18 protein-coding genes are annotated in these 15,898 nt (G+C 43.4%); 10 read left to right on the forward strand and 8 right to left on the reverse strand.

Features of this window, described 5'->3' with window-relative positions; all coding sequences use genetic code 11:
- Positions 1-4 precede the first annotated feature (4 nt).
- Positions 5-1,015: a L,D-transpeptidase gene (locus tag ACFO6W_RS00845; protein ID WP_379993412.1), complete on the reverse strand. Its 1,011-nt coding sequence runs from the start codon at positions 1,013-1,015 to the stop codon at positions 5-7.
- A 437-nt stretch (positions 1,016-1,452) separates the two neighbouring features.
- Here ACFO6W_RS00845 and ACFO6W_RS00850 point away from each other — a divergent pair, with 437 nt between their 5' ends.
- On the forward strand, positions 1,453-1,623 hold the full coding sequence (locus tag ACFO6W_RS00850) for a hypothetical protein (RefSeq protein ID WP_379993413.1): 171 nt from the start codon (positions 1,453-1,455) through the stop codon (positions 1,621-1,623).
- Between the two features lie 70 nt (positions 1,624-1,693).
- On the opposite strand, the gene ACFO6W_RS00855 is transcribed toward ACFO6W_RS00850, so the two are convergent.
- Positions 1,694-1,996, reverse strand: a complete 303-nt coding sequence (locus tag ACFO6W_RS00855) for a hypothetical protein (RefSeq protein ID WP_379993414.1) — start codon at positions 1,994-1,996, stop codon at positions 1,694-1,696.
- A gap of 492 nt (positions 1,997-2,488) precedes the next feature.
- On the opposite strand from ACFO6W_RS00855, the gene ACFO6W_RS00860 reads away from it, so the two are divergent.
- Both ACFO6W_RS00860 and ACFO6W_RS00865 read left to right on the forward strand, forming a co-directional pair.
- Entirely contained in the window at positions 2,489-2,680 is a 192-nt protein-coding gene (locus ACFO6W_RS00860) for a hypothetical protein (protein ID WP_379993415.1), read from the forward strand.
- A gap of 447 nt (positions 2,681-3,127) precedes the next feature.
- A complete protein-coding gene (locus ACFO6W_RS00865; protein WP_379993416.1) occupies positions 3,128-5,212 on the forward strand; it encodes a hypothetical protein in 2,085 nt (694 codons plus the stop codon).
- A 94-nt stretch (positions 5,213-5,306) separates the two neighbouring features.
- Here the strand turns inward: ACFO6W_RS00865 and ACFO6W_RS00870 are convergent, their stop codons facing one another.
- From ACFO6W_RS00870 to ACFO6W_RS00885, 4 genes are all read right to left on the reverse strand, one after another.
- Entirely contained in the window at positions 5,307-5,918 is a 612-nt protein-coding gene (locus ACFO6W_RS00870) for a hypothetical protein (protein ID WP_379993417.1), read from the reverse strand.
- A gap of 50 nt (positions 5,919-5,968) precedes the next feature.
- On the reverse strand, positions 5,969-6,556 hold the full coding sequence (locus tag ACFO6W_RS00875) for a P-loop NTPase family protein (protein WP_379993418.1): 588 nt from the start codon (positions 6,554-6,556) through the stop codon (positions 5,969-5,971).
- Entirely contained in the window at positions 6,543-7,187 is a 645-nt protein-coding gene (locus ACFO6W_RS00880) for a hypothetical protein (protein WP_379993419.1), read from the reverse strand. The genes ACFO6W_RS00875 and ACFO6W_RS00880 overlap by 14 nt, the downstream gene beginning before the upstream one ends.
- Before the next feature lie 124 nt (positions 7,188-7,311).
- Complete coding sequence (locus tag ACFO6W_RS00885) at positions 7,312-7,602, reverse strand: hypothetical protein (protein WP_379993420.1); 291 nt, start codon at positions 7,600-7,602, stop codon at positions 7,312-7,314.
- A 983-nt stretch (positions 7,603-8,585) separates the two neighbouring features.
- Between ACFO6W_RS00885 and ACFO6W_RS00890 the strand changes: the two genes are divergently transcribed.
- Positions 8,586-8,735: a hypothetical protein gene (locus tag ACFO6W_RS00890; protein WP_379993421.1), complete on the forward strand. Its 150-nt coding sequence runs from the start codon at positions 8,586-8,588 to the stop codon at positions 8,733-8,735.
- 238 nt (positions 8,736-8,973) lie between these two features.
- On the opposite strand, the gene ACFO6W_RS00895 is transcribed toward ACFO6W_RS00890, so the two are convergent.
- A complete protein-coding gene (locus tag ACFO6W_RS00895) occupies positions 8,974-10,281 on the reverse strand; it encodes an alpha-L-fucosidase (protein ID WP_379993422.1) in 1,308 nt (435 codons plus the stop codon).
- Positions 10,282-10,953: 672 nt separating this feature from the next.
- On the opposite strand from ACFO6W_RS00895, the gene ACFO6W_RS00900 reads away from it, so the two are divergent.
- The 3 genes from ACFO6W_RS00900 to ACFO6W_RS00910 are packed head-to-tail and all read left to right on the forward strand — an operon-like array spanning position 10,954 to position 11,891.
- Positions 10,954-11,232 (forward strand): hypothetical protein, encoded by a 279-nt coding sequence (locus tag ACFO6W_RS00900; protein WP_379993423.1) that lies wholly within the window; start codon positions 10,954-10,956, stop codon positions 11,230-11,232.
- A complete protein-coding gene (locus ACFO6W_RS00905; protein WP_379993424.1) occupies positions 11,229-11,498 on the forward strand; it encodes a hypothetical protein in 270 nt (89 codons plus the stop codon). The genes ACFO6W_RS00900 and ACFO6W_RS00905 overlap by 4 nt, the downstream gene beginning before the upstream one ends.
- 30 nt (positions 11,499-11,528) lie before the next feature.
- A complete protein-coding gene (locus ACFO6W_RS00910) occupies positions 11,529-11,891 on the forward strand; it encodes a terminase small subunit (RefSeq protein ID WP_379993425.1) in 363 nt (120 codons plus the stop codon).
- Positions 11,892-11,970: 79 nt separating this feature from the next.
- Here the strand turns inward: ACFO6W_RS00910 and ACFO6W_RS00915 are convergent, their stop codons facing one another.
- Positions 11,971-13,374, reverse strand: a complete 1,404-nt coding sequence (locus ACFO6W_RS00915) for a cation:proton antiporter domain-containing protein (RefSeq protein ID WP_379993426.1) — start codon at positions 13,372-13,374, stop codon at positions 11,971-11,973.
- 466 nt (positions 13,375-13,840) lie between these two features.
- Between ACFO6W_RS00915 and ACFO6W_RS00920 the strand changes: the two genes are divergently transcribed.
- The 3 genes from ACFO6W_RS00920 (at position 13,841) to ACFO6W_RS00930 (ending at position 15,825) form a co-directional block, all read left to right on the forward strand.
- Positions 13,841-14,263 carry a VOC family protein gene (locus ACFO6W_RS00920; protein ID WP_379993427.1) on the forward strand — a complete coding sequence of 141 codons (423 nt, stop codon included), beginning with the start codon at positions 13,841-13,843 and terminating at the stop codon, positions 14,261-14,263.
- 162 nt (positions 14,264-14,425) lie between these two features.
- Positions 14,426-15,355 carry a helix-turn-helix transcriptional regulator gene (locus tag ACFO6W_RS00925; protein WP_379993428.1) on the forward strand — a complete coding sequence of 310 codons (930 nt, stop codon included), beginning with the start codon at positions 14,426-14,428 and terminating at the stop codon, positions 15,353-15,355.
- Positions 15,352-15,825 (forward strand): AraC family transcriptional regulator, encoded by a 474-nt coding sequence (locus ACFO6W_RS00930; protein WP_379993429.1) that lies wholly within the window; start codon positions 15,352-15,354, stop codon positions 15,823-15,825. Before ACFO6W_RS00925 ends, ACFO6W_RS00930 begins: the two co-directional genes overlap by 4 nt.
- Positions 15,826-15,898 lie beyond the last annotated feature (73 nt).

Here is a 15,898-nt window from a genome sequence, read left to right on the forward strand (position 1 = left end):
ATTTTTATTCTATCACAAATACGACTGTGCCCTCCACGGGAAATGTGTCGTAAATAAACCTGGCGTGAGATGTAGCATTGCGCACACACATATGCGACCGCGGCGTAGTTCCCAGAGAAGCGCTGTATTCTATAAAATCTTTGCGGGGAGCATTCACCGGTACGCCATGCAGGTATCCGCCATTGGTAAAACGGCTGGCGTAGGGCGCAAAGCCACCGGTTTCCGTAGTGCCGTCGACAAGGAAGATCATTTTATATTTCTTCTCCTGTATCACGAACATACCAAGCGGGGTCTCCTGCTGGTGCGGAGGCTTGTGCAAGCCTGTGGTGACGGGATTCATGCTCCTTACAAACCATTTGCCGCCATTTTTTTGCAGGGTAACAATATTTTCATTGACGCGGTCTACAAATATGGCATTGCTGAAGACAACGCTATCAGCTATTTTTTTTACATACTTACGCGGAACAAGCCATTCGCCGGGGAAGTATATGGTTTCTACTTTTTCAAACTTTGTGCTGTCCGTTTCCTTTATCAGTTTCACCAGGGCGCCGTCTCTGCCGTAACGCTCGGGCACAACTGTATCCTGTACGGAGTACAGCGGTACGGACTGGTATCGTTCCACTTCGTAATTGTCGGATATACGTTTATATACATTGCGGTGGTACTCCTTCACCAGAGGGGCCTCCCCGTTGTTGTTCCTGTAGTTTTGCAGAATGCCCCAAGACGAATGTTCTATCTGCATGGAGTCTATTGTTTTAAGTCCTGCCCTGATTTTCTCCCACTGAAATTGCCTTGTGGTGTCTTTGTAGGGATAAGTATCTTCCAGTGTGTACTTGTCGTAGAGAAATTCTTTTTCAATGATGACTGTATCCGTTTTTTTTGTCTCTTTTTTATCCTCTGCGGCCACCGTGTCTTGTAATGGAGGATTTGCCGCTTCGGGGTCAACACTTTTTTGTCTGCATGAATTTAATATAAGAATACTGATAACTAAGAGAGCCGTAGTTACTTTTGCCATAAACTATTATTTTTGTATTTATTGTCAATACGCGCTTATCCGGTTCGGATAGGAACGGTTTCCTTATCCGTTCTGTTTCTTCTTCCTAAAAATATTAACTTTTTATTATAAAAACAAAGAAGATGCTTTATTGTTCCTCATATTTACAAAATAAGCCTGTCTTCCGGGTTCGCACAGAAAAGAGGCAAGGTTATTTTTAGCTTACTTCACGCGGCTATGAAAAAGAAGCATTACCCGGGGTAGTCGGTTTTTATTATCTTCTTGTATAATTATCTGTTTGATAATGTTTTATCGAAAACATGTTAAAAAACATATTCAAAAAACTGCTTAATTGTAATGTACAGATAGCAGTTATTGCTATCTTTGTATAGCAATATGAGTGATTTTTGTGTATTTCAACTATAAAAACTAAATTAATAACGTTAAAAAATACGACCATGAACCGCTACGAAGAACTGATTAATGAAATTCATATGGCAAGAAAACGTTTTGAAGATTCGTACCGGAATATCTCCCGCGAAGATATGGACGTATTGCTGGAAGAACTGGAAGTGATGTCCACTGAATTGCAGGCATTGCACAGAGAACACAGAAGCGTTACAGCATGATAATATACCAGGCATTAAAAAAAGCCTGACTCTTGATTGAGTCAGGCTTTTTTTGTTATTCTTTTCGCTTTTAATGTCCGAAACCGAAACCTCCGTGCATCCCGTGCATTCTGCTTTCGAAAGCTTTTTTCTTTTCGTCGGCAAATGCCTGTTTTTCTTCATCCGACATGCTCATCCATTTTTCGCAGCGGGCATCTATGGCTTCCACCGAGAAGTGGTCTTCATGCCTGTCGAGGCATTCCATACGCTTATTCATAAACTCCAGCTTTTCGCTATCGGTCATTTTAGCCCATTCTTCCTTGAATTTTTTTCTTGCATCGTTGTCGAAAGGATTTCTTCCGAAAAATCCCATTCCAAAACCTCTTGTTGTCATAATTTTATTTGTTTTTTATATTTTACAATCTATTTTTTTATAAAGAGCTCTCTATTAATGGAGACGGCCGGGAATGAAAAATATTTTAGGGAGGAATAAAAAAATGATGTTTTTTGAGGATTAATGCCCTTCCTTTGCCAGGACTGATTAAAAGGTTGTTCCGATACATCTTCCGCTGAAATGCCTGCAGGCTCTCAGGTATTCAGGATGAAGGGAGCTGCCCGTTTATTAAAGGAGGAAAAGCTGTCAGTTTCCGATCTGAGCTGTTTTCAGCGGGTTTTTAGAGAGCATACGGGTATGGAGCCGGAGCAATACAGTATGTCCCGTTGTCCGTTTTTTATATGTTAAAATGAAGAGTGTAGAATATTGGTCCGTCTGCCTAAAAATGAAATTAGCTTAATAATTTATCTCTTATGTGAAAAAAAATTGTTAATTTTGGACTGTGTTATTTGTTTTGGATAAATTTTAGATAAAGACAATAGTATATACGGCATGTGGTTAAGACTGCTTTTTTCTGATTTCTTTGCAAAAAGAAGCTTCATTTTTTCTGCTGAAAATTTGGAGGTTAGCTTTATTTTGCTAGAGAGAGAGAGAGAGAGAGAGAGAGAGAGAGAGAGAGAGAGAGAGAGAGAGAGAGAGAGAGAGAGAGAGAGAGAGAGAGAGAGAGAGAGAAGCCGTATCTAAGGCGTCACCATTATTTTTCATTATTCTTACTTTCACATTCCTTATCTTGAGGAGTGTCAGGGATGTATATGCCTGTATCAACCACATTGTTATTCCTGTGGGTGCGCGCACGCACGATATATTATTTTCCGGACATAAAAACAAGCTCAAAGTCCGCTTCTTTACATATAGACGTACAGTTTTATTTTTCCGCCCTTTTTTTCTAACTAACATATGCGTTTATTATCAACAAAAGTTTCAACACCTCATAGAAAGGGAGATTATTATTGTCTTAAATAAAATTTGTCTTCTCTTCCTTGCTCTTGGCTGCCGCTTGAGAAAGTATCGGGCAGGACTATGGGGTATTGAAGCTTTTTACAGGACGAAGACTCTGACAGAAAATATAAACGACATAGTATTAAAGACAATGACAAGGAATTTATTTTTTGAACTAAAATGTTAAACTACATGAAACAAACAAACTTTAAACAAAAACATCGATGTGGAGTATCATTTAAAATACTAATATTGCTGGTAGCGATATTAAGTATAAATATGACTCTGCCTGCACAGGTAACGATAGGGACAAACGAAGAGCCGCTTTCAGGAGCCTTACTGCAATTAAAAGACAAGGATAATGTACCGGACAGTACGTTTAATGCCCGTAAAGGACTGGCTCTGCCACGTGTAACTCTTTCGGAGAAAAAAGAACTTTACCCGATGTTCTTAGCTGATCCCGACAATCCTGCTTCCGGACCCAACTCCGGTTATGCCACCAATAAATTGGCATTGGACAAGACCCATACCGGGCTTATCGTCTACAACCTGGTAGAAGACGATGACAGGGAACTTTGTGCGGGGCTAAACCAGTGGGACGGTGAACAGTGGAACTGTTTCGAACACAAGATGGGAAACGCTATCGGCCATATCGTCTCCTGTGACGATTTCAAAATATTCGGGCACTATAAATCGCCCGATGCCTATCCGGCGGCTCCGGGCGATGATGTGGCTTTGGACGCCTCCAACTTTATAACTATAAAGCTGGAGATAACCAAGCCCGGGGCATATGCTATTACTGTCGTCCCCGAATATGCGGCTGCCCTGAATAACGAGACAAATGGCTACTTCTTCACGGCGAACGGTATATTTATGGAGAAGGGCACATATACCGTGACCATTCCGGGCGCCGGAACTCCTTTTTGGTACACCCCTACCGGAAATCCGGGTGACGGACTGGCTGTTACGATGAACGGCAAACCTTTGACATTGCAGGACGGTACGGCATGTACGAAGAAGATAGAAGTAGAAGATTACTCGAAAAAGCCGAACTATACGATGGATTGCAGCAGGACAACGATACATGGGGTGTATGTCCTGAACCGGGAACTGAATCCTGCGGACAATTACATTTCAGTATGGATTACGATGGACCCGGGTGATCTTTTCGTAGAAGGTTCAATTGTTTATCTGGAAACAAACGAAGTAGAGGGTATAAGTTTTGCTTCCAATCCGGTGATGATCACCGCTGCCGACAAGGCTGCAGGTGAGAAACAGATCATACTGCGAGGAACCGGAATACCAACTTCGGTGGAAACTAAGAGAATGACCATAACCTCAAACAGTGTCATCAGTGTAGCTACATGTTATGCCAACGTTACGGTTGCCTATACAAAGAAGAAAATACTTGGGATAAAAGGTGCAGGCGGAGCTGATTATTACGGCTACGGTCTCGGCTACTGGAGTGGGTCCTGGGCCTCGATGACAAACATATACGGGCTGGGAGGACGTAAAATGCTTATGGCTCCCGCCAACTTTGGCACAGATGCGGCCAGTACAGTAAAAATTGAAGGTTATGAATTTGTAGACGGAGGGAATGACCCGTCCGCAAGCACGCTCCAAAACCTGATAAGTACGCACAAGCCCGATATTATCGTTATAGGGTATAGCTACGGGCCTTCCAACGATGCGGTTGACGTACTCATCAATTACATGGCAAAAAAAGGGGTGGTGATCGCAGCAATAGAATCGGGCAGCGCGGTAGAACGTTTGTTTAACAGGACTCTTAATCTTCCTGCCGGCACAGTAAGCGCAGTAAGCCGCGGGCCTGCCGGTTCCATTTACACACTTAATTATATGACGAACGATGACATCCTAAACGGGCCTTTCGGTGATATACGTGAGCAAAAATGGGGTGAAGATGCTTCCACTACCGTAGGTGTCAACGGAGTACCGTTCGGTATGGTAGATATATATTCGAACGGTAACTATAACGGTAACACTACCGGAAACACTACGATTACCATATGTAAATTTAAAGGGAATCACCTCGTATGGCTCGGTGACGGCGGATTCTGGTCGAGAGGAACGACATCAGGGGAAGTAAACAGCAATACTATTTGTCCGTTATATTATAATAGTGATTTCAGCCCTACAACCGGAACTTTTGGTTCCGGCACTAATAATACGAATATCTACAATTCTTATTTCTTTGTCAATATGATGGCATGGGCTATAAAAACAGCCCAGTTTGACGGATATAATACGCCACGGTAAGAAAGCAGAAAACAATAAGAGCCTAAAGCAGACAGGGGTTGACCGCATTAAAGAAAACGGCAGTCCCTGTCTTTTTCTGTACGGGCCGGAATTATCACCGCACCTCCCGATACCTGTCCACCAGCATCTTATTGCTTCGTATATCGGTAAGTATCCTGGATACTATACGTTGTATATTATGCACCTGCACATGGGTTATCGCGGCCAGTGTGTGGTAATTGACCGCAGGTTTGAGGGTGATATACATCTTGAAAAGCTCAAATTCGCGGAGGTCGTAGCGGCGGTACACATAATTGAAAATGTCATCCTCCAGCTGTGTCTGCATACGCTCGTGCTCATAGGGGTTAGCGTGATGCGCTTCCAGATGATGATGGACGGGTATAGGTATATAGCGGCTTTCCTTTTCGCTGTCCTGTATATAATTGGTAAAATAAGAGCGGTAGAAGTACGCATGGTAGTCTTTTATCACCATCCCCGAAAAGAGGATTTTCTCGCTGATGCGCATGTAAGTGGTATAGAATACATCCTCGTCGTAGGCGTATTTACCTGTCAGGAAGTTGGCCAGTTGCTCGTGGTTTTTTGCAAACCATGTGTTAAACTCGTCCGCTTTCCTGCGGTGTGCGGGCTGTGGTTCGTTCCGGTCGTCGCGTCCGCGGATAAAGTATTTCTTACCTGTGTTGTTGCCGTTGCTGTTTCCTAATTTCATGTTTATATTAGTTATGAATTATAAGTTATAAGTTATGGATTATTTACTGTTCACTGTCTAAGGCTTTCCCCCTCAAACAATACCCGCGTTGTGGTCGATTTTATCCTGTCCAGTACACGGTCGCCATAGCGTTTGCGTATATCTTCGCCCGGAAGGTTGGAAGATATGATGAGCAGTTTGCCGTGTTTTTCGGCGGCGTCCATCACTTCGGCAAAAGCCATGCGCTTGTTGCCATATACGTTGCTCACATCTTCGGTGCCGATATCGTCGATGCTGATGATGTGTTTCGACAAAACGAGGTCTATATTGCTGTTCATCTGATGCGTATCGAATACCGATACCACCCGCCGGCAGTATCCGAGCATGATGGCCGGCAGCACATAACGGCACAGCAGGCTCTTTCCCCGTCCGCAGTTACCGTAAAGGAACAAGCCTTTACCACGGTTTCCGGCAAGCCATCCGGCCACTTTTTCGTATTCGGGCAGCCACTGCATTTCGCGTCCTTCGGCCTGGAGAAAATAGGACAGGGCTTCCCGCAAAATCTTTTCGGCGGCGGGTATCTGTATCTCTACCTTCTGAGAGGGTAGGGGCATCTGTTGTCGTTTCATCAGGTCGGTGATGTCTCTAAAATTCTTCATAGGGTCTGGTATTATCATGCGATGCCGCATTGTGATTCTTTCCTGTAAATTTCTTCTCCCAATTTCTGACGGCTGCCTGCCAGTCTTTCATCCTGTTGCGGCCTATCATCCATCCTTTCGATTCGTAGAAGTCGAAAAATTCCTGCGCGTCTACCGTGTTTTTCCGTTCGCGGCAATAGTCCGCGATTTCTTCCAATAATGGTTTTCTAAACACCACAACAGGCTTCGCCGTCCCTTTTTCTTTGGTCTTTTCTTGTATAGTCTTGTCTTTAGTATAGGTATCGGCGAGCGTATAGGATAGTGTATCGGGATGTGTAATACCATGTGTATTGTATCGCGTATCTTTTTCGATACGGGTAATGGTGTATTCGGCGGGTTTCATTTTAGCAGCGCCTTCCTTGAATCTGATGAGTCCTGCCTGCTTCAGCCTGTTTCTGCGATTGGTCAGCGCATTCCGGTTGATACCGAGAACGGCGCATATAATCTCCGTGGATTGATTAAAAGGATTTTTCCAGTTGAGCCTGTTGCACCTGTGCAGCAGATAGTTGTATAAATCGTGCTCGTGGACTGAAATAATTCCCTGTTCTCTCAATTCCCAGGCGCTGTTTATAAGTTCGATATAAGATGCCATTTTTATTTAATATGCTAATTATTTAATGTGCCGATGTGCCAATCAAAAAAGCTATTGGCCATTAGCTAACAGCTATTAGCTTAAAATATTGGCACATTGGCATATTATAACATTGGTACATTCATTAAAACATCCTGTCGCTGATTACATGATGCGCCTGAGCAAAGGCTTCGCGGTGACTGCGGTTATATTCCTCCAGTACTGGTTTGAGGCGTGAAGCGAGCACGGCGGAATCTTCATCGAGCAAATCCCAGTCGCGGTCGAGGACTTCCGATGTTTTCAGCAGTACGGTATCCATATAGGTTTCGAACTCCACACATATACGCACATCGCCTATCAGAGTGTCGAAGCCGGCTATGTCTGTCCTGTCCGATTCGTTCAGATGACAGGTAATGTGCCTTATGATTTTTTCCATTTGCTGTTCGTTGCAGTAGCAGTCAATTTTTAATGCGCCCATGTTAATTGGTTATAAGTTATGGATTATAAGGAATAAGTTGTTAACCGCTTACGCGTCCTTCATTCCTCATTCTTAATTATTTCTCATTGTATAGATAATTGAATTTTATTTTCATTAAAATGTATTATATTTGAAGCGTACTTCAATTATTAATTATAGTTCAAATTTAGACTAATTTTATTTAATTGCAAAATATTGAACCTGTATAATTCATTGTTGAATTATATTTAGAATGAATATAAATAAGTGGTTGACGGATATGGTTGCCGGAGGGTGATATAGGGGATATGCTTTTATTGTTTCAGTATAAAATTGTTCTATTTTTAGTTACAGGTTACTACGCCCTTCGGGCAGTTACAAGTTACGAGTCGGCTGATGCATATATGGCCAGAGTTTGAAGAGCCTCTGTCCTGTCGTCGCATCGCGATTCCGGCCTCGTCCCGCAGGCGGGGTACCGCCGCTCGCGCAGACGTCCCGTCTGTGTGTTGCGTAGCAAACATTTCATACTGTCAACAAGACACGGACTGGAAGTCCGTGCCAGCGGGGGCTCCCTCTCCAAAGGGCAGGGCTGTTAAGTTCTAATTTTTTATACCCTCTGTGTCATGTTGAACGGAGTGAAACATCTCGTTTCTCAGGGTCGAGATCCTTCGTTCCACTCAGGATGACAGCAGAAAAAACAGGACAAAGTAGAGAACTTAACAGCCCTGCTCCAAAGGGTGAGGTCGAACGAAGTGTAGTGAAAATAATCCAACATTAAAACTCAACTGCTGATTTTATTATTAATAAATAAAGGGGAAAAAGTATTTAGTCTAATATTGAACTTTTTTTGTCATCTGATAATTTTATTTAAAAATATAGAAAATGAAAATTAAGTAGTCTAAAATATTTACTGTCGCATGTCATCCTGACCGTAGGGAAGGGGCCCGACCCTAAAAAGAGGCATGAGATGCTTCGTTCCTCAGCATGACAAATACGACAATAAATCTTATCATTTACTTATATCCATCAAAGAAAATCCTGAATATAAAGATAAAGCGATAGACTATATCAGCAACAAATGGCCGGTGTCCCGGAACATTTCCGGTCTTTGAATTAAAGTTTGCGGGGTTGCCCCGAAAAATAAAAAAAAGTCCGCAACATCCCATCGCAGACTTTCCTAAACCTTAACACAAACTTTACAAAACTACACGCCGTTATAACTGCAAACGGGTGCATTATGTTCACGGGATTTTGAAATTTAACATTATTATTAGATATTTTAAGGATTCTGTTATCTGAAAAGGCTTTTCGTGATTAAAATTTCTCTTAATCTATTGTTTCCGTAACTTTTTATTTTAGTATTACTTCTATAATAGAATCCGTCTCATCCAATTCTCCGGTCAAAGTAAAAGTGACATCCCCCGTCTTTTTGTCTTTCTTCCATTCGGGCTGTGCCTGAAGATTAACCCATTTTGCAGATTTGATATCCGGTATGTTGAGGGTTATGGATTTTGTATCTTTATCCAGGATATGAATATAGTATGTTTTGCCATTCTTGGTTACGGCGCCCCATGCCTGCGGTTTCACAAAGCCCTGCTGCGTGCCGTATATCGTATATCCGTAGCTGTCCATCCATTTACCCATCTCCTGCAGGCGTTCTACACATTCGGGCTGTATCTGTCCGTTTGGCATAGGCCCTACGTTCAGCAGGAGGTTTGCCCCGGTTCCGGCAGTGCGTATGAGCAGATGGAGCAGATCCTTGGTGGATTTGAATTTATCGTCGGTAATGTTGAATCCCCATGCACCGTTTATTGTTTCACAGGTTTCGAGTGGCAGGCGTGAGACTTCCTGCCCGCTGTATCCCGATTTGTTTTCACCCGGCACATCACGTTCAAAGATTTGATAGTCTTCTCCTGCAAATGGCGGCAGATGGTGGTTGTTGGCTACAAGGCATCCGGGACGCAGTGTGTGGATAAGTTCGTATATCTCGGGATAGTGCCAGTCTACATGCGTGGTATGGTCGGTTCGGTTTTCATCTTCGGTCTGATCCCAGTGCCCGTCGAACCATATACCCGCAATTTCGTAATTGGTCAGTAATTCGGTCAGCTGGGCTTTCATAAAGCTGATATACGACAGCCAGTCGCTTTTTCCGGTACGTCCCGCTGCTTTTCCCGTGCGTCCGGTCTCGTACTGGTAATCGGTACGCATCCAGTCGAGCAGGGAATAGTAAAGCACCAGTTTCATATCCTGCCTCTTGCACTCGTCCGACAATTGCTTTATCAGGTCTTTGCCGTAAGGTGTATTCATTATATTCCAGTCCGACTGTTTCGTGTCCCAGTTGCTGAAACCGTCATGATGGCGCGAGGTGAATGTGATATATTTCATTCCCGCGTCTTTGGCTATTCTTACCCATTCTTTGGCATCGAAGGCCTGCGGATTGAAGAGCGTTTGCAGGCGCATATAATCTTTTCCTTTTACCGGACGGGTGTTCATCACCCATTCTCCGGCTCCCAGCACGCTGTATGGGCCGAAGTGGACGAACATACCGAAACGGGCGTCTTCGAACCATTTGATGTCGGGCCTCTGTGGACTTGTCTGACTATTCATCCCGGGGATTATAAACAAAATGAGAAATAAACTGAATAATACTTTTTTCATGGGCTGTTCTAATTAAAAGTTAACAGGTATAAAGGTAAGGAATTAAGAATTAAGAATCAGGAATTAAGAATTAAAAAATACGGATGGCTTGTGCCATTCTTTATTAATTCTCAGTAGTTGGATTTTAATGTTCTGTTTTTAGTTACAGGTTACTACGCCTTGCGGGCAGTTACAAGTTACGAGTCGGCTGATGCATATATGGCCAGAGCTTGAAGAGCCTCTGTCCTGTCGTCGCATCGCGATTCCGGCCTCGTCCCGCAGGCGGGGTACCGCCGCTCGCGCAGACGTCCCGTCTGTGTGTTGCGTAGCAAACATTTCATACTGTCAACAAGACACGGACTGGAAGTCCGTGCCAGCGGGGGCTCCCTCTCCAAAGGGCAGGGCTGTTAAGTTCTAATTTTTTATACCCTCTGTGTCATGTTGAACGGAGTGAAACATCTCGTTTCTCAGGGTCGAGATCCTTCGTTCCACTCAGGATGACAGCAGAAAAAACAGAACGAAGTAGAGAACTTAACAGCCCTGCTCCAAAGGGAGAGGGCGGGGGTGAGGTCGAACGAAGTGTAGCTGAAAATAATTCGACATTAAAATCCAACTACTGATTCTCTTAACTCATAACTCGTATACTAATCTGCATTTTTTTCAAACTCATTTATCTATACTGTAAAAACAGCTATGGATGCAATAATGATAAGCGTGACCCTTACATTGACCGCGGTTACCGCCCTTTACTGGGGCGAAGTCCTTTCTATCCGCCTGCCCGAAACATATAAGAGGTTTGACCGTAAACCTTTTAATTGCCGTCCTTGCCTTACTTTTCATGTTTCATGGTTATTATCCTTATTATCAGGAGTTATATCGGGGTGCGCATGCCTTGTATTTATAGGCATAGTAATATCGTTCGCGCTGTTTTTTATTACAAAATTTATTGACAATAAAAAGATCACAAAATGAATGGAACGAACCTAAAATCGGAAGTAGAACAGCTTTTGGCTGAAATTGACAAAACCCATCGTTACTCAATGGCAAAGATCTATAGCCTTGCGAATAGGGTATTTAATAGAAATGAGGCGCCTCAGTCGTGCGCCAGCTGCCTGATACGTAAAGCCCGTGAACTGAGGAACTGGCTCGACAGTCAGGAACCGGAAAGTGAAGAAAAACTAAAAATTAAAAATGAAAAACGGAGAATAAAAAATACGCAGTCACCACATAACTCATAATTTTTCACTTATCACTTAATATCCTTTATTATGACACGACAAAAAAGAAGTAAACAACAGATATATACCGATCCCGACACGCTACTGTCCAAGGCATTCGAATACTTTGCCTGGTGTGAACAAAATCCGTGGATAAAAAAAGAACTGATGCGCTCGGGCGACAAGAAGGGCGAGTTTATAGAAATACCCGTACTAAGACCTTTTACACTTGCGGGCATGTGCGTGTACTGCGGCATCAGTGAATCCACCTTTGTACGGTACGGCAAGGATGAACAGATGCGAGACGCGGCATCACATATATTGGGTATAATCCGCCAAAACTGTATCGAAGGCGCTATATCGGGAGAATATAACGCAACATTTGTGGCAAATCTGCTCGAAGATTTGTATTAGAAAAATGAAGAATTAAAAATGAAGAATGAAGAATACGAGTGGCTTGCGCCATTATTCATTATTCATTATTCATTTTTAATTACTTAAACACTTTCCCGATAATATTAAGAACAGGGCCGGTCATAAATGTGGTAACCAATGCCATAATCACCATCATAGCGAATATTTCGGCATTGAGCACGCCTAGGTCGTAACCTATATTGAGTACCACCAGCTCCATCAGTCCGCGCGTATTCATCAATGTGCCTATGGTAAGGCTGTCTTTCCAGCTTTGTCCCACATACTTGGCAGCTATCGCGCTACCTACGAATTTACCGAATACAGCTACAAAGATTATAACGCCTGTTACTATCCAGAGATAAGAGTCGTTGAGCAGTCCTATTTCGGTACGCAATCCCGTGATAACGAAGAACAACGGAAGCAGCAGCACCAGCGCCACATCTTCTATCTTATCTATAAACGAGCTTCTGAACCGGGGGTTACTCGGCATGATGACACCTGCCATAAAGGCTCCGAACAAGGCGTGGATACCTATTATTTCGGTAATAAAGGCCGAACTGAGCAAAACGAGGAAAAATATGGCGATAGCCGACCTGCTGAAGCCGTCTCCTGCCTTGAACGATTCAGCCCTCTTTTTGAGGAAGGGGCGTACCACTTTTATCATAAATGCCACATAGGCCACAGCCAGCAGGATGGTATAGACGGAACTGACAAACGAGCCCGCCTTCACAATGGCGATTACCGCGGCCAGCAGGCACCAGGCGGTGATATCGTCGGCAGCGGCGCAGGTGATGGCAATCGCACCCAGTTTGGTCTTGTGTATTCCCCGTTCCTGAATGATGCGTGCCAGCACGGGAAACGCGGTTATACTCATTGAAATACCGAGAAACAGGCCGAATGACATAAATGAGATACCGTCGGGAGTGAATGCCGAATATATGAAATAAGCGAGGCCGATACCTGCCGCAAAAGGAATTATAATACTGGCGTGACTGATAACAACGGCTTCGTGAGCTTTATTTTTTAACACTTTCAGGTTGAGTTCCATCCCCACCACAAACATAAACAGTACCAACCCTATCTGGCTTAGAACCTGTAGGTTGCCAAGCGATTTTATAGGAAAGATAAATTCCGAAACTTCCGGCAGATACAGCCCCAGCAGAGAGGGGCCGAGCACGATTCCCGCGATTATTTCACCTACGACCGACGGTTGTCCGATCTTGTTGAACAACCAGCCGAATACACGGGCGAAGATGATGATGATCGTTATTTGCAGCAACAGTATGCCCGCGGGATGTTGTATATTGTAGACAAATGAATCCAAGAATTCCTGAAATGAACTTCCCGAAGCGACGTTTTCCATAACGTGGCGTCCTGCCTCGAGGCCTTTGCCGGCGGTGATGATCAAGTAAACGAGCGCAGAGAATCCTCCGATAATGAGGATATAGAAGAATACTGTCCTGAACTTTTTCACAATTTCCATAGTCGTGTGCGTGTTTTTATTATTAGTGATTTCTTCCCGTGGTAAAAGACGTGAAGATCCGGTCCGTAAGCTTTACATTTTTTCCACTTATGTTTTATAACAGTTAAGTAATAGATGCTGTTTATATGAAACTGTTAAAAATAATAGCTGACAGAGAACAAAAGTACAGAAATAAATGAATGGGAGAAAATCCAAGACCGGATCTTTCCCGCCTTAAACATAGATGTCGTCACGATTTTTTTTTTAATTTAATGTAATTAAACGAATCAGTAGCCGGGTCTTAACGCTGGATTGTTTTATGCAACACTTCGTTCCGCCTGGATAACTACATAATAGCGGAAATAACAGCGTGTGCGTGGCTTCTGGTAAAAAAACATCTTTTTGGATTTTGAAAAAGTTGTTGACATACTGTTGTCAAATCAGTATTATATCTTTGTAATAAAGTTCAACAAAAAACATATTATTTATGAGACTTACATCTTATCTTATTTTCAATGGCGAGGCCGAAGAAGCCGCCAATTTTTATGCCGGTGTGCTGGGTGGAAAAATCGAAAACCTTTACCGTTACGACTCTATGCCTTCCAGTCCGGAAATGATAATCCCTGAAGAATGTGCGCAAATGATTTTACATTGCTGTATCATTTTCCCCGGAGGCTCTATGAGCGTTGCCGATACCTTGCCGTACGATAAACGCAATTTCGGGGACAGGGGGCATATGCTGACACTCGATTGTGATTCTATAGCTCATGCCGGAGAAGTTTATGCTAAACTGACCGAAGGAGCGCAAAAGATTCAATGCGAGCTCGGTGAAGCTTTCTTTGCAAAACGTTATGCTGAAGTCGTTGACCGTTTTGGTGTGCTTTGGGCTATAATGTTTGATGAAAATTAATTAATCCCGGTAACTGCTTAAATCGGTACGGACACATACCGGATTGTCGATAAACAGAGAGAACGCGAAATGGATAAAACGACTCAAAAAGAGATGTGCCGTGAAGTTTTTCCTCATAGGTCCGGGTTTAAACAGTTACTGAAATAATCTAATGAATATCCGATGAATAGGTTAGACCGCATATCGGCATTGTTGGTGCAGCTCCAGTCCCGGCCGGTTGTCAGGGCTTCCGAGATGGCGGAACGCTTTGAGGTAAGCCTGCGCACCATTTATCGCGACATGCACACCTTATCGGAAGCGGGAGTGCCTATATGCGGTAATTCAGGGATCGGTTACTCGCTGGTGGAAGGATACAGGTTGCCTTCCCTGATGTTCTCCAAAGAGGAGGCGATGGCTTTTCTTACTGCCGAAAAGATTATCGAACAGCTTACCGATGCCCAGAACAGCAACTATTTCCGGCAGGGAATGGATAAAATTCGTGCAGCGCTGCGGGCGGTAGATAAGCAATACCTCCACGATATGGGGGATACGATAGCGGTATATAAGAGCAAAAAGACACGGGAAAGTTTACCTAACCTCCTGCAAACAATACTGAGCAGTATAAACGATAAGCTGATTGTAGAGATCGATTATACCAATGTTGACGAGAATAAGAGCAAGAGGGCTCTGGAAGCGGTAGGTATAACTTATACACATCCCAACTGGTACCTCGCGGCCTGGTGCCACCTGCGGGAAAAATACCGGATATTCAGGCTCGACCGCATTGATAATATAAAAATAACAGCCGACAAACATACGAAAATACATCCTCCGCTGGAATCACTCGCCGGGGAGGACAGTCCCGGATGCCTCAAAGAGGTAATCATACATACAAGCAAAGAAGTGTCGCGGTACAGTGCCGACAGATGCTATTATATGGGACTGACGGAGGAAAAGGAACTTGAAAACGGGAAAATAGAACAAACTTATATGGCTTATTCTTTCGAACCTTTAGCAAGATGGGCGCTGGCAAATGCCGATACAACAACCGTGGTCAGCCCTGCTGAAGTGAAAGATATTATAAAACAAATTATTAAAAATTCAGATTTATGAAAATTAACAGTACTGAGATTAAGAATCTGGAACCGATGAAAACAATTGCGGTTTCACACATCGGTGAGTATTCGGGTATTTGCGGAGCATTTGAAAAACTTGCCGCATGGGCAGAAGCAAACAAGCTTTGGGCTGCTTGTCCGAAGATGGCAGGCGTTTATCATGACGACCCTAAGCACACACCTGTCGATAAATTACGTTCGCAGGCTTGTCTCGAAAACATTTCAGGAATTGAACCCGGCGAAGGCATGCAGCACTACACCATAAATGGTGGAAAGTATTTTGTAATGCAGGTGGAGGTAACCATGCCGGAATATGGTGAAGCATGGCAGAAAGCATATGCTGCATTTAACGAAAAAGGGTATGATTATGGAACGGGAGATCATTACGAACTGTATGTTAGTTGTGTGGGCGATACTCAGGATGCTGATGCTCCCTGGATAGTGGAGCTATGCATTCCGGTGAAATAAATTAACTCTGGTTCTATACCTCCTCCTATGGATATATATCTGTAGGAGGAGTTTTTTTATGGTTATCATCAAT

This window comes from Dysgonomonas termitidis (assembly GCF_042654545.1).
In the GTDB taxonomy this organism is placed as follows: Bacteria; Bacteroidota; Bacteroidia; order Bacteroidales; family Dysgonomonadaceae; genus Dysgonomonas; species Dysgonomonas termitidis.

Bases quoted from the DNA above. Each gene is read 5' to 3' on its own strand.
- ACFO6W_RS00845 (WP_379993412.1), bottom strand. From the start codon at position 1,015: ATGGCAAAAGTAACTACGGCTCTCTTAGTTATCAGTATTCTTATATTA.
- ACFO6W_RS00850 (WP_379993413.1), top strand. From the start codon at position 1,453: ATGAACCGCTACGAAGAACTGATTAATGAAATTCATATGGCAAGAAAA.
- ACFO6W_RS00855 (WP_379993414.1), bottom strand. From the start codon at position 1,996: ATGACAACAAGAGGTTTTGGAATGGGATTTTTCGGAAGAAATCCTTTC.
- ACFO6W_RS00860 (WP_379993415.1), top strand. From the start codon at position 2,489: ATGTGGTTAAGACTGCTTTTTTCTGATTTCTTTGCAAAAAGAAGCTTC.
- ACFO6W_RS00865 (WP_379993416.1), top strand. From the start codon at position 3,128: ATGAAACAAACAAACTTTAAACAAAAACATCGATGTGGAGTATCATTT.
- ACFO6W_RS00870 (WP_379993417.1), bottom strand. From the start codon at position 5,918: ATGAAATTAGGAAACAGCAACGGCAACAACACAGGTAAGAAATACTTT.
- ACFO6W_RS00875 (WP_379993418.1), bottom strand. From the start codon at position 6,556: ATGAAGAATTTTAGAGACATCACCGACCTGATGAAACGACAACAGATG.
- ACFO6W_RS00880 (WP_379993419.1), bottom strand. From the start codon at position 7,187: ATGGCATCTTATATCGAACTTATAAACAGCGCCTGGGAATTGAGAGAA.
- ACFO6W_RS00885 (WP_379993420.1), bottom strand. From the start codon at position 7,602: ATGGAAAAAATCATAAGGCACATTACCTGTCATCTGAACGAATCGGAC.
- ACFO6W_RS00890 (WP_379993421.1), top strand. From the start codon at position 8,586: ATGAGATGCTTCGTTCCTCAGCATGACAAATACGACAATAAATCTTAT.
- ACFO6W_RS00895 (WP_379993422.1), bottom strand. From the start codon at position 10,281: ATGAAAAAAGTATTATTCAGTTTATTTCTCATTTTGTTTATAATCCCC.
- ACFO6W_RS00900 (WP_379993423.1), top strand. From the start codon at position 10,954: ATGGATGCAATAATGATAAGCGTGACCCTTACATTGACCGCGGTTACC.
- ACFO6W_RS00905 (WP_379993424.1), top strand. From the start codon at position 11,229: ATGAATGGAACGAACCTAAAATCGGAAGTAGAACAGCTTTTGGCTGAA.
- ACFO6W_RS00910 (WP_379993425.1), top strand. From the start codon at position 11,529: ATGACACGACAAAAAAGAAGTAAACAACAGATATATACCGATCCCGAC.
- ACFO6W_RS00915 (WP_379993426.1), bottom strand. From the start codon at position 13,374: ATGGAAATTGTGAAAAAGTTCAGGACAGTATTCTTCTATATCCTCATT.
- ACFO6W_RS00920 (WP_379993427.1), top strand. From the start codon at position 13,841: ATGAGACTTACATCTTATCTTATTTTCAATGGCGAGGCCGAAGAAGCC.
- ACFO6W_RS00925 (WP_379993428.1), top strand. From the start codon at position 14,426: ATGAATAGGTTAGACCGCATATCGGCATTGTTGGTGCAGCTCCAGTCC.
- ACFO6W_RS00930 (WP_379993429.1), top strand. From the start codon at position 15,352: ATGAAAATTAACAGTACTGAGATTAAGAATCTGGAACCGATGAAAACA.